This window comes from Streptococcus sp. DD04 (assembly GCF_001578725.1).
GTDB lineage: Bacteria > Bacillota > Bacilli > Lactobacillales > Streptococcaceae > Streptococcus > Streptococcus sinensis.
On the sequence record NZ_KQ968976.1, the window covers coordinates 25499 to 37450 of the forward strand.

The following is an 11952-nucleotide window of genomic DNA, read 5'->3' on the forward strand; positions in this document are numbered from 1 at the left end:
AACTTCCAACCGTGGCTTGACTGGTATTTGCAAGCAACTGGCCAACGTTTGGTTGGAGGTAGCGGACCATTCGCTCCTGCTGCTGGAGGGCATGGAGACGCAGATGCTACTTCTGGTGCTTCAGATGCTGGCGGTCATGGGGGCGGAGACGCTGACGCGACTTCAGGTGCCAGTGCGTAAGAATACAATCTACACATAGGATTCTATTACACAGATTACTTCCCAATCTGTGATAAGAAAAAGGCTTAAAACCACGGTTTTAAGCCTTTTATCCTGCTTTCTTTACGATTCAATAATTTTAATGATTTTCTGGGCTTCTGCTTCAGTACATGCTACCAAAGGCAGACGCAGTGGACCAACATGAAAGCCTTGATGATTAAGAACTGCTTTCAATGGAGCTGGGCTGCTGACGGAGAAGAGGGCATCAACTTTAGGTAAGAGCTGACGATGGATCCGTGCTGCTTCTTGGATATCCCCTTGATCCAAAGCAGTAAACATATTATAAAAATCATCTCCATTAGTATGAGCCGCTACTGAAATAACGCCTTGCGCACCGAGTGCTTTAGCATGAAAGGCTTGGCCATCTTCGCCTGTATAGACCAAGAAATCTTTTGGCGCATTTTCGACTAATCTAGCAATTGTATCTACTCCCGTGCAGTCTTTAATGGCAATGATATTAGGTAACTTAGCCAGACGCAAGGAAGTTTCTACAGTTAGTCCAGCAACGGTCCGACCGGGGATATTATAGACAATAATGGGCAGATTTGATGCTTCGGCAATCGCCTTATAATGCTGATAAAGTCCCTCTTGAGTAGGTTTGTTATAATAAGGCGTGACGGCTAAACCAGCAGCAAAGCCACCAAATTCATCTACTTCTCGAGCAAATTGGACTGAATCTCGCGTGTCATTGGTCCCAATTCCGGCAATCAAAGGCACACGTCCTGCTACAATACGCTGGACTTCTGAAAAGAGCTCAAGTTCTTCCTCGTGAGTCAAGGTTGGGCTTTCCCCTGTCGTTCCAGCTAGAAGAATTCCTTCTGTATGATGCGCTAACAGATGCTCAATCAGCTTTGGAAGAGCTTCAAAGTTGATACTTCCATCTTCTTTGAAGGGCGTGACTAGGGCGGTAATGATTCTTGCGTCTTTTAAATCTGTAATGGACATGTCTCTCCTCCTTTAGTTGCGAAGCTATAAGAAAATATAGGAAGAGCAGTAATCAGCTATAGGCTGCTCGTACCCCTTTCCTATATTTTTAGTAGATAAGTTTTATTTTAGTTCAAAAACAACTTCTGCCGTAGGACGAACCAAGCCGCGCTCGTGCAGAGTTTCTGCGATTTGGACAGAATTCCAAGCTGCTCCTTTAAGGAGATTATCTGAAACTACCCACATGTGGATCCCTTTTTCTGCATCTAGATCCTTGCGAATCCGGCCAACAAAGGTTTCTTTCTTACCAACTGCATTAACCGCTTGCGGATAGATTTGATGAGCCACATCATCCTCCAGAACAGCTCCTGGGAAGGCTGCGATAGCCGCCTTGACTTCTTCAATTGGTGCTACTTCTTTGGTCTCGATGTAAACAGACTCAGAGTGGGCAGAGAGAACAGGAATCCGGACGCAGGTCGCAGAAACAGCAATGGAATCGTCTTCCATGATTTTCTTGGTTTCCTTGGTCATCTTCATCTCTTCGTAAGTGTAGTCGTTGTCAGTGAAGAGATCGATTTGTGGAAGGGCATTAAAGGCAATCGGATAATGCTTCTTGTCGCCACCAGAAGGCAGGATATTAGCCTCTACATCTTTAGGATTAACACCGTCATTGAGGATAGAGCGTAACTGCCCCTGAGTTTCAAGAATTGCCCCCATACCGGCACCAGAAACAGCCTGATAGGTGGACACGATGATACGCTCCAGTCCCCATTGTTGACGGACAGGCTCCAAAGCCACCATCATCTGAATAGTCGAACAGTTAGGGCAGGCAATAATTCCCTTGTGTTGATCCAGCGCGTGGGCATTGACCTCAGGAACGACCAGCGGCACATCAGGATTTTGACGGAAATAAGAGGTGTTGTCTACCACCACTGCGCCAGCCTTAACAGCGTATGGAGCGTATTTTGCTGAGGTAGAGCCACCAGCTGAGAAGAGAGCAATATCTACACCTTCAAAGGCTGTCTCAGTTGTCTCTTCGATGGTAATATCCTGTCCCTTGAACTGGAGAACTTTACCAGCTGAACGAGCAGAAGCCAAATAGCGTATTTTATCAATCGGAAGGCTAGATTCTTCCAGCATTTTAATCATTTGAGCGCCAACGGCACCAGTGGCACCAACAACAGCAACTGTATATCCCATGCGATAACCTCTCTGAATTTTCAAAAAATTTGTGTATTGTTAGTATTATACTATTTTTAAGGAAAAATGCAAATATTTCTGAAGAATATGATGTGCATTTTTAGGCAAAATGTTTCTGCTGTTCTAAGCTCAACTTTGACTATAGCGCTCACAACGCTGCACCTATCAGTATCAATGTCTCTAAGCTCGGCTTCGACCAATGGGTTCGTCTCTCTAGGAGAACTTTCAAAGTTTACAGTTTTTGTCCTTGCGGACAAAACTGCATCCACTGCTCTACGACTCAACTGCCTTCTGCGAAGTTGTTTCATCAAGAGCAATAGAAAATCCCCAATCCGTAGACTGGGGATAAGGGCACTTTCGTGTGATCAGCAGGTTCACACAACCGATCAAGGTCCGCTCCTGCGTTATGACCTCCCATGCTTCAATTTGCAGAAAATCTGCATATCGACTCATCGCACTTATCTATCATAAGCTATCACATAGAAAATGTCAAGACAGACAGATTATTAGAATTTTTATAAATACTTACTTCCCTCTCGAATACTAAGCGCAGCCATTTCTGTCTGATGCCGTTCGATAAAATCTCTGACCCAGTCTGGATTGGTTTTGGAATAATCTCTCAGCGCCCAACCGATGGCCTTGTTAATAAAGAATTCTGTTTGACCAAGGTTATTTATTAAAATCTTCTCCAACAGCTCCGTGTCTGTTTCTTCTTTTCGCAGCAGCTGATGATCGATGGCCAAGCGCCGCAGCCAGATATCCTCATCGCAACTCCAAGCCAAAATAATCTCTTTGGCTTCTGGAAATCGAGCAATGATTGACCCGACCAAGCGGTCCAAAAAGTCAATGGTATCCCACCAAGATTTTGTTTGGGCCAACTTTTTCAAGTGTGGCAAGTCAGATGGAGTCAAGAGTTTCTTGCGAATCTCCAGATAATCCAACGCAGCATACTGTAATTCTCGATAGGGATTATTCCAAGCTTCATTTATAAAATTCCAGTCAATGACTGAGTCCATCTGATGTTTGAAAAAAGCCTTTGCGAGTTTCCGCCTGACCGGAGTCTTGACTCCTAGAAACTCAAATTTATTTTTCATATAGGCTTTCATAGCTACCGCATCATCAGGTTTGGCTACCATTTTTAACTCTTCTGCTAATTCTTCTACATTCATAACTTACTCCAGCAATTCGCGGTCATAAATAGTGTAGTCACAGCGGTAAATCACTAGCCTCTTGCCATCAATCAGCAATTCAGAAGTTTTGGGAGCATCTGATTTATCAAGAGAGACGCGGTCACCGGCATAGGCGGCCAGCGGAGTACCATTTTGCGAGCGAATCAGAATAACCTTTTTCTTACCAGTAAACTCGTTTTTAAAAGATGAAATCATACGATTCAAAACAGGAACTGAGTGGCTATTTTCCTCAACATCTGCCGTCTTTTGATATTGAGCAAACACATCTTTCAAGCCTTTTTCTTCTGCAATCAAAGAAGAGCCTACATGGTCAATCTCATACTTACCTAAGGTAATTTTGAGAACAGATGAATCCTCCTTGGAATTTCCTTCCGCATCAACCGAGTCAAACTCCTCGTTACGCGAGATGGACAGGGACTTGCCAGACATCTGGTCAATGAGCTGGGAATTTTCATCATAAGTGCGAACCGTCATCTCTAGCCCCAGCCATTCTTCCTTGGCATTTTTAAACCAATTTTCAACGGCCTGACAGCCGCTCAAAGTCAAAAGGGCAATGCTTAGAAGAGTTATTAATAAATGTTTCTTTTTCATCATTTCCACTCCATTTTTTTTAAAAGTTTAATAGGTTCAGTTACCTTGTCCAAGGACTTTTGCAGCCAAACAATATCATGCCAACGTTCGAATTTATAGCCAATTTTAGGTAAATGCGCAACTTGCTGATAACCTCGCTTGGCATGAAAAGCTAGGCTATCTTGGTTAGGCAAAGAAATACAGGCTAGAAAATGGATATAGCCCATCTGATCTAACATGTCTTCAAGTTTATCATAAAGCTTGCTGCCAACTCCTTTTCCTCTAGCATCTTGGCTGACATAGACGGATAATTCTACCGCCCAATCATAGGCTGCACGTGCATAATAAGTCGAAGCATAGGCATAACCTAAGACTACACCGTCTTCTTCCGCTACCAGATAAGGATATTTTTCCAATATTTTTTCGATCCGATTTGCGAAATCCTCTACGGTCGGAACATCATATTCAAAAGTGATGGCTGTATTCTCTACATAAGGCGCATAGATGGCTAGCAAGGCTGCTGCATCCAACGGCTTAGCTAGTCTAATATTCATAATACCTCCATATTCTTAGCATTTCCACTATTATACCAAAAAAGGCTCGTTAGAGCCTTTATAATTGGCTTTAGAACAAACCAATCGCTGTGCCGTCTGCTGCAACATCCATATTGAGTGCTGCAGGACGTTTTGGCAATCCTGGCATGGTCATGACATCGCCTGTCAGAGCCACGATAAAGCCTGCCCCAAGTTTTGGTACCAATTCACGAATGGTAATTTCAAAGTTTTCTGGCGCGCCCAGCGCAGCAGGATTGTCTGAGAAGCTATACTGTGTTTTGGCCATACAGATTGGCAGCTTGTCCCAGCCGTTCTTAACAATTTCCCGAATCTGAGTCTGCGCTTTTTTCTCAAAGTTCACTTTTGAACCACGATAGATTTCAGTGACAATCTTCTCGATCTTCTCTTCAATCGTTGAGTCATTATCATAAAGGCGAGTGTAGTGCGCTGGAGTTTCATCAATAGTTTTGACTACAGTCTCAGCCAGAGATACACCACCTTCGGCACCATCAGCCCAGACACTAGCTAACTCAACTGGAACCTTAATTTCTGCACAAAGGTCCTTAAGCGTAGCAATTTCAGCTTCCGTATCTGAAATAAATTCATTGATGGCTACTACCACTGGAATACCGAACTTACGGATATTTTCAACGTGACGTTTAAGATTGGCAAAGCCAGCACGTACCGCCTCAACATTTTCTTCAGTAAGTGCATCCTTAGCCACACCACCATTCATCTTGAGCGCACGCAAGGTTGCCACAATCACGACTGCATCTGGAGAAGTTGGCAAGTTTGGAGTCTTGATATTGAGGAACTTCTCAGCACCAAGATCCGCACCGAATCCAGCTTCAGTCACTGTATAATCAGCTAAGCGCAGCGCTGTACTAGTCGCCAAGACCGAGTTACAGCCATGGGCGATATTGGCAAACGGTCCGCCATGAACAAAGGCTGGTGTCCCGTAAATAGTCTGAACTAGATTTGGCTTAATCGCATCTTTCAAGACTAAAGCCAAGGCTCCTTCTACCTCAAGGTCACGAATATAAACTGGCGTGCGGTCATAGCGATAACCAATGACAATGTTAGCCAAGCGCTTTTTCAAATCTTCAATATCCGTTGCCAAGCAAAGAATCGCCATAATTTCAGAGGCAACTGTAATGTCAAAACCATCTTCCCGTGGAATACCATTAACCGGACTGCCAAGTCCAACTGTCACATGGCGAAGAGCGCGGTCATTCAGGTCAACTACCCGCTTCCAGATAATACGGCGCTGGTCGATACCCAGCTCATTTCCCTGATGCAAATGATTATCGATGAGAGCAGACAGAGCATTATTAGCAGTCGTAATGGCGTGCATGTCACCAGTAAAATGCAAATTTATATCTTCCATGGGTAGAACTTGCGCGTGACCGCCTCCAGCTGCGCCTCCTTTGATTCCCATAACAGGCCCCAAAGACGGTTCGCGGATAGCAATCATGGTTTTCTTGCCAATTTTGTTGAGTGCGTCAGCCAGTCCAATGGTAATCGTGGACTTGCCTTCTCCAGCTGGAGTTGGATTGATCGCTGTCACCAAAATCAGTTTTCCAACAGGATTTTTTTCAACCTCACGAATCTTATCAAAGCTGAGCTTAGCCTTGTACTTACCATATAGTTCTAAGTCATCATAGTCGATACCAATTTTTTTCACCACATCAACAATAGGTTGCAGGTCAACACTCTGAGCAATTTCGATATCTGTTTTCATTAGGAACTCCTCTATCACTTAATATAACGATTATAACAAAAAATAATTAAATCTGCACGATTAATTTCCATTACATGTATAATGTTCGGTAATTACGTCTTTTGAGTTCTATTGATTTATCATCGTCCATATTCTCTCAAAGAAAAAATTTTGTTCATACGAGACTGTTTTGAATGAATTTTATTTTACTTAATTCTTTTTTTCTTGTAAAATAAGTCTATGAACATATTGATTACTTCTGGCGGAACTAGCGAAAAAATCGACCAAGTCCGCTCTATTACCAATCATTCGACAGGCCAGCTTGGAAAAATTATTGCTGAGCATTGTTTAGCCAACGGTGCCACAGTAACTTTGCTAACGACTGAAAAAGCTGTCAAGCCTGCCCCGCACGAACAATTAACGATTAGAATGATCGAAAATACCAACCAGTTGCTATTGGCTATGAGGGAGCTGGTGCCAGCCCATGATGTACTCATTCACTCCATGGCTGTTTCAGACTACAAGCCGATTTATATGGCAGGATTCGAAGAGGTTCTTGCTAGTTCAGATATGACAGAATTTCTGGATAAAAGCAACTCCCAGAGCAAGATTTCTTCTGCTGATGACTACCAAGTGCTTTTCCTCAAGAAAAATCCCAAAATCATTAGCAAGGTCAAAGAATGGAATCCAAATATTCGACTAATTGGATTTAAACTATTGGTAGATGTTTCGCAAGAAGAACTGCTTACTACTGCTAGATCCAGCCTAATAAAAAATCAGGCTGAACTGATTGTCGCCAATGATTTGGCTGAAATTTCAAGCGGTCTTCACCATGCCTATCTCGTAGGGCAAGACACTGTCACAGAAGCTTTTTCCAAGGAAGATATTGCTGAAAAGCTGCTAGACCATATCCAGAAAGGAGGCAGACTATGATTCAGATCACCCTCGCAGTCACAGGTAGCATTTCTGCCTATAAAGCTGCGGATATTACTAGTCAGCTTGGGAAGTTGGGCTATACCGTGTCTATTCTCATGACGGAAGCTGCCAGTCACTTCATCACCCCACTGACCCTGCAGGTACTATCAAAAAATCCTGTCACCCTTGACATTATGGAAGAACCTTGGCCAGACAAGGTGAACCATATTGAAATTGCCAAGAAGACGAATCTCTTCTTAGTCGCTCCTGCTACAGCCAATACCATCGCCAAGCTAGCCAATGGGCTGGCAGACAATATGGTAACTGCGACTGCCCTTGCTCTACCCTCTCATGTCAAAAAAGTCATCGCCCCGGCTATGAATACCAAAATGTACGAAAATCCCTTGACCCAACACAATCTGGAAAGATTGAAACAATTTGGCTGGGAAATAATTGAACCACGTGAAGCTGTCCTAGCTTGCGGGGACCACGGGACAGGTGCTCTGGCTGATATAAATACGATTATAGAAAAAGTAAAGGAAATTATAAATGAGAAAACAATCTAGTGTTGCCCAAATTGCCATCTTTTTTGCTATTATGCTGGTACTCCATTTGCTGAGCTCCGTCATTTTCAATCTGCTGCCAGTTCCGATTAAGCCGACCATTATCCACATTCCGGTCATTATCGCCAGCATCATCTACGGACCTCGCATCGGAGCTATACTAGGAACCTTAATGGGACTGATTAGTGTCGTGACAAATACTCTGGTTCTCCTGCCGACTAGTTATCTTTTCAGCCCTTTTGTACCAAATGGGAATCTTAATTCTTTAATGATTGCTATGGTGCCACGAATTCTGATTGGGATTACTCCCTACTTTGTCTATAAATGGATGAAAAACAAGCCGGGGTTAGTGCTTGCTGGTGCAGTAGGCTCTATGACCAACACCGTCTTTGTTCTTGGTGGAATTTTCATCCTATTTTCAGCTGTTTACAATGGAGATATTCAAGCGATGCTCGCACTTGTTCTATCAGCCAATTCTATTTCTGAAATGGTCATTTCTGCCATTCTTACCGTCGCTATTGTGCCCGCACTTGAAAAGGTCAAAAAATAATCACCCAGAGCTGATCTGACACACAGCAGTTTAGTTATTTGGGTTAATATTAGCGAGCCAAGTCGTTTGGCTCGCTTTTTTCGTTGTTTAGTTTCCCGATGAAATTGTAATAAATGTCAATTTGGATAATGCGATTGCGTTTCGTGCTAGTTGGTTTATGAATCACAATCTTATCAATCAGCTCATTCACTATCTCAACGGTTAGTTTTGGTAGCTCTGTATATTTGGAAATTCTCGCCATAAACTTGGAGATATTCAAGCTATCTTCTTGTTGTTTGGCGAGTTTTTCTGTTAAGTCAGAAATGGAAGTTTGGAGCTGACACTGTTCTTCTTCATAGCTCTGACTTAACTTCACAAAGCGTTCATCTGAAATTTTACCAAGTAGATTATCTTCATAGAGCTGTTGGATAATTCGGTCTATTTCTTTAAAGCGGTATTCATCCTTTTGAAGTTTCAGTTGCTGACGTTTGTTATCTTTGCTGAATTGAGCTTGGCTTTGTTGTTCTAGCTTCTTTAAAAAGGCTTCTTGGTCTAATTGGCAATCGTGGATCGTTTGACGGAGTTTATCGCTTACAATCTCGATCAAAGCGGATTTTTGAATGTAGTGTGGATTTTCGCAACCATCAATCGGTTTGCGGTAGCCAGAACACTTATAGTGGTCGTGGTTAAGTCCGTTTTTCTCTTGTGGGCAAAAATAATGCTTTCGCCCACAAGTTCCACAAAAAACCAACCCCGCAAACAAATTCTCGTGACCAGCCCGATTTTTATACCGTTGATTAGACCGCTTATGACTCCTCATCTTCTGGACAACATCAAAAGTTTCTTGGTCTATAATCGCTTCATGGGTATTCTTGAAAACCAACCAACCTTCCTTTGGATTATCCACCTTACGTTTGTCTTTATAAGATTTTGTCCGTGTGCGGAGATTAACCGTGTGACCAAGATATTCTTCACGGCCTAAGATAGCGCTTAGGGTTTCTCGCGTCCAAAAATACGGCAAAGTTTCCACATTTGAACGGGCGGAAATAGGTTTCAGACCGATTTCGATTCGGTGGCGGTCTGGTTTAAAAATTTTGTCGTTTGCTAATCCTTTCGCAATCTCTGAGAGACTTTTTCCACTTTTCGCTTCCTGAAAAATCCGCTTCACGACTTCACTGGCAACTGGGTCAATAATCCAGTTTTTAGAATCGCTGGAGTCTTTGAGGTAGCCATAAGGTGGATTTACTGTGACACGCTCGCCAGCTCTCGCTTTAGATTGCACGACTGCTCTAATCTTCTTGCTGGTATCTGCCGCATACATTTCATCCATTAAACTCTTGATTGGCAAGAAAATAGAATTAGTTTCATTAGGCTTATTCGAATCTACGCCATCATTTAAGGCGATGAAGCGGACGTCAAAACTAGGAAAGGTGATTTCCGTTAGTTGTCCAACCTTGATATAAGACCGCCCCAAACGGCTCAAATCCTTGACAATGAAGTTTGAAACTTGCCGATTTTCCACCAAACGCAAGGCTTCCGAAATAGCCGGACGGTCAAAATTTGTGCCACTAAAGCCATCATCGACAAACAAAATAGGATTAGGGAGATTTTCTCTTGCAACTACATCAAGTAGAATTTTCTTCTGATTGATAATTGAGTTACTATCTCCGTCCAGCCCGTCGTCTTGACTTAAGCGACAATAAACCACCGTAATATCTGAAAGTTTTGAAGTATCTACTTGTCTATAATCTGAAATTGTCAAAGTTCTGTTCATGTGTTTTTCTCCTTTTGGAGTTCACACACCTTATACTTCTATTATACCATTTTTTGCTACTGTTAAAGTAGTGATTTGTCGCTTAAAATCAACCTTTCTAGGACATTTTCAAGATTGCGATTTCCAGTAAAACGGTGGCGGATTAAGTAAGTCGTTCGACCAATTCGACAAATTTCATCGGCGGTGCGTGAGGGCTGGTTTGAGTCTCGGTCTTTATTCTTTTGATTCATTAGCTATTCCTCCCTTGATATAATCTGGGTATTCTTCAAGTGTTATGACAGTAAACAGTTCCCAAAAGTTATATAGTTCATTTTGAATAACTTTCGAGATAGCGAGTTTGCGCTTATCGTCTGGCACTATCCAGAGCACAAATGGGAAAACTTCCTTTTGTCGCTGTTCAATACCCGAGCGATAGTATTCAATATATTTTTTACAAGTGTTCACAATTCTAGATAGGCTTTCGGTGCTTCGGTCTATTTCTAAAAAGTAATGATCTTCATATTCTTGACTAACTAGCTCTAAATAAGCATCCGGCTTTAGAGTTCTACCCATACCAGAAAGTTTTTGGTAGCTGCGCCAAGAGTTCGGCTCAAAAGAAAAAGTTTCAAGCGATAGTTTTTCTGAATCTCGAACGGTTTCTAGTGTCTCAACAAAGATTTCCGTAATTGCTAAAGTATGTTCAACGTGGTGCTGAGTTGGTTCATATTGATTTTTATAGCGCAAGATAATACTGTCATCTTGACTTTTAAGGAGCTTTAGCCCTTGAAAAGTAATTTGCCAGATATAGGAAGACGAGCCCCGACGCACGCCACCAATTCTACGTTTCAAGTGCGAAATTAGGCCAGCTTGTTTAAGACTTTGCGCGGTAAAATTAGCCCGACGAATAGCGGTTTCAAATCGAGCGCTATCCGCGAAAAAGAGTCTAGCTAGTTGGTTGGTAGTGGCATATCTAGCCTGATTTAAAAAGTATAGAATTTGCGTATCTTCATTTGTTAATTGATTCCATTTCATCTGTTTTGTTCTCCATTAAATTTAAAGGTGTGCTCTCCGCAAAATGTGTATAGTTACGGAGTAAGTCGTATGAGTAAAAATCCTAAAAACCATTATTTATCAGGGGCAGACGGATTTTCTTCATCAACACGATTCGAAGACCGATTGGAACGCTTTTTGCGTCCAAAATCTGTTAGTTGTTGCGGTGGATTGTTATCTTTTGAGACCGGTTTTACAAAAGCATAGCTTTCAAATTCGGCTTCAAGGGTTGAACTATCTTGCCCATATTTAGTTAAGCTATTTAGATATGGTGTCCGACTATCTCTAATTTTTGGTTTAGGTGGGTAGGTTTTACCGATAAGCCAGCGGTAGGTATTAGGAGAGATTTCTGTTCTAATATATGCCCAAAATGGCGGTAAGCTGTAAAAATCTTCTTTATTAATCTCCAGAGTATATTTTGCCATGTCGCGAGCTTCATCAAGATTTAAGCCAAAAACAATTTTATTTGCGACATTGGATTCAATTCCAGCTTTTAACTGAGGCGACATTTGGGCAAGGTGTTGAAAGCCAATATTCCAGCCAACATTAAACTGGCGAGATTGCGAAAGTGCTTCATCTAAATAGCGTTAGGGATTCCTAAGAAAGTCGGTGTCTCATCAATATAGATAAAGACCGATTGGCGTTTGCTTGGCTCAACCGAAGACTGGCGTAAAATTAACATCCAGAGCATGGAAGTGATTAGGCTACCGATGAGTTTCGCAGATTCTGAAGCAATTACCGCTTTATTAAGGGGAATCAATACAA

Annotated in this window: 13 protein-coding genes and 1 pseudogene; 4 read left to right on the forward strand and 10 right to left on the reverse strand. The window is 42.3% G+C overall.

The window, feature by feature from the left end:
* Positions 1-180, forward strand: a pseudogene (locus STRDD04_RS10435) (NAD(P)H-dependent oxidoreductase); the annotation flags it as partial.
* A 102-nt stretch (positions 181-282) separates the two neighbouring features.
* Here STRDD04_RS10435 and dapA read toward each other — a convergent pair.
* The 6 genes from dapA to STRDD04_RS00150 all read right to left on the reverse strand — a co-directional run bounded on the left by dapA (position 283) and on the right by STRDD04_RS00150 (position 6398).
* Positions 283-1164 (reverse strand): 4-hydroxy-tetrahydrodipicolinate synthase, encoded by an 882-nt coding sequence (gene dapA, locus STRDD04_RS00125; RefSeq protein ID WP_062198298.1) that lies wholly within the window; start codon positions 1162-1164, stop codon positions 283-285.
* A gap of 102 nt (positions 1165-1266) precedes the next feature.
* Positions 1267-2343 carry an aspartate-semialdehyde dehydrogenase gene (locus STRDD04_RS00130; RefSeq protein WP_062198300.1) on the reverse strand — a complete coding sequence of 359 codons (1077 nt, stop codon included), beginning with the start codon at positions 2341-2343 and terminating at the stop codon, positions 1267-1269.
* 515 nt (positions 2344-2858) lie between these two features.
* Complete coding sequence (locus STRDD04_RS00135; protein WP_062198301.1) at positions 2859-3512, reverse strand: DNA alkylation repair protein; 654 nt, start codon at positions 3510-3512, stop codon at positions 2859-2861.
* Between the two features lie 3 nt (positions 3513-3515).
* A complete protein-coding gene (locus STRDD04_RS00140; RefSeq protein ID WP_156469011.1) occupies positions 3516-4127 on the reverse strand; it encodes a DUF5052 family protein in 612 nt (203 codons plus the stop codon).
* Positions 4124-4657, reverse strand: coding sequence for a GNAT family N-acetyltransferase (locus tag STRDD04_RS00145; protein ID WP_062198304.1), 534 nt, complete (start codon positions 4655-4657; stop codon positions 4124-4126). The genes STRDD04_RS00140 and STRDD04_RS00145 overlap by 4 nt, the downstream gene beginning before the upstream one ends.
* Before the next feature lie 70 nt (positions 4658-4727).
* The gene (locus tag STRDD04_RS00150) at positions 4728-6398 is read right to left on the reverse strand and encodes a formate--tetrahydrofolate ligase (protein WP_062198306.1); all 1671 of its coding nucleotides are present in this window, start codon (positions 6396-6398) and stop codon (positions 4728-4730) included.
* Between the two features lie 219 nt (positions 6399-6617).
* On the opposite strand from STRDD04_RS00150, the gene STRDD04_RS00155 reads away from it, so the two are divergent.
* From STRDD04_RS00155 to STRDD04_RS00165, 3 genes are read left to right on the forward strand one after another with little or no spacing between them, the layout of a single operon-like run.
* A complete protein-coding gene (locus tag STRDD04_RS00155) occupies positions 6618-7310 on the forward strand; it encodes a phosphopantothenate--cysteine ligase (protein WP_062198308.1) in 693 nt (230 codons plus the stop codon).
* The gene (gene coaC / locus STRDD04_RS00160; protein ID WP_037616942.1) at positions 7307-7858 is read left to right on the forward strand and encodes a phosphopantothenoylcysteine decarboxylase; all 552 of its coding nucleotides are present in this window, start codon (positions 7307-7309) and stop codon (positions 7856-7858) included. Before STRDD04_RS00155 ends, coaC begins: the two co-directional genes overlap by 4 nt.
* A complete protein-coding gene (locus STRDD04_RS00165; protein ID WP_062198310.1) occupies positions 7842-8405 on the forward strand; it encodes an ECF transporter S component in 564 nt (187 codons plus the stop codon). The genes coaC and STRDD04_RS00165 overlap by 17 nt, the downstream gene beginning before the upstream one ends.
* Positions 8406-8454: 49 nt before the next feature.
* Here STRDD04_RS00165 and STRDD04_RS00170 read toward each other — a convergent pair whose 3' ends face one another.
* The 4 genes from STRDD04_RS00170 to STRDD04_RS11245 form a co-directional block, all read right to left on the reverse strand.
* The gene (locus STRDD04_RS00170) at positions 8455-10158 is read right to left on the reverse strand and encodes a recombinase family protein (RefSeq protein ID WP_062198312.1); all 1704 of its coding nucleotides are present in this window, start codon (positions 10156-10158) and stop codon (positions 8455-8457) included.
* Between the two features lie 213 nt (positions 10159-10371).
* The gene (locus tag STRDD04_RS00175) at positions 10372-11169 is read right to left on the reverse strand and encodes a replication-relaxation family protein (protein WP_062198314.1); all 798 of its coding nucleotides are present in this window, start codon (positions 11167-11169) and stop codon (positions 10372-10374) included.
* 92 nt (positions 11170-11261) lie between these two features.
* Positions 11262-11612 carry a hypothetical protein gene (locus tag STRDD04_RS11240; RefSeq protein ID WP_231853848.1) on the reverse strand — a complete coding sequence of 117 codons (351 nt, stop codon included), beginning with the start codon at positions 11610-11612 and terminating at the stop codon, positions 11262-11264.
* Positions 11613-11764: 152 nt separating this feature from the next.
* A partial coding sequence (locus tag STRDD04_RS11245; RefSeq protein WP_231853849.1) for a hypothetical protein occupies positions 11765-11952 on the reverse strand: 188 nt, incomplete at its 5' end.

Coding starts and splice junctions, on each gene's coding strand:
- STRDD04_RS00130 (WP_062198300.1), bottom strand. CDS start 2,343: ATGGGATATACAGTTGCTGTTGTTGGTGCCACTGGTGCCGTTGGCGCT.
- STRDD04_RS00165 (WP_062198310.1), top strand. CDS start 7,842: ATGAGAAAACAATCTAGTGTTGCCCAAATTGCCATCTTTTTTGCTATT.
- STRDD04_RS00145 (WP_062198304.1), bottom strand. CDS start 4,657: ATGAATATTAGACTAGCTAAGCCGTTGGATGCAGCAGCCTTGCTAGCC.
- STRDD04_RS00155 (WP_062198308.1), top strand. CDS start 6,618: ATGAACATATTGATTACTTCTGGCGGAACTAGCGAAAAAATCGACCAA.
- STRDD04_RS00175 (WP_062198314.1), bottom strand. CDS start 11,169: ATGAAATGGAATCAATTAACAAATGAAGATACGCAAATTCTATACTTT.
- STRDD04_RS11240 (WP_231853848.1), bottom strand. CDS start 11,612: ATGGCAAAATATACTCTGGAGATTAATAAAGAAGATTTTTACAGCTTA.
- STRDD04_RS00135 (WP_062198301.1), bottom strand. CDS start 3,512: ATGAATGTAGAAGAATTAGCAGAAGAGTTAAAAATGGTAGCCAAACCT.
- STRDD04_RS00140 (WP_156469011.1), bottom strand. CDS start 4,127: ATGATGAAAAAGAAACATTTATTAATAACTCTTCTAAGCATTGCCCTT.
- coaC (WP_037616942.1), top strand. CDS start 7,307: ATGATTCAGATCACCCTCGCAGTCACAGGTAGCATTTCTGCCTATAAA.
- dapA (WP_062198298.1), bottom strand. CDS start 1,164: ATGTCCATTACAGATTTAAAAGACGCAAGAATCATTACCGCCCTAGTC.
- STRDD04_RS00170 (WP_062198312.1), bottom strand. CDS start 10,158: ATGAACAGAACTTTGACAATTTCAGATTATAGACAAGTAGATACTTCA.
- STRDD04_RS00150 (WP_062198306.1), bottom strand. CDS start 6,398: ATGAAAACAGATATCGAAATTGCTCAGAGTGTTGACCTGCAACCTATT.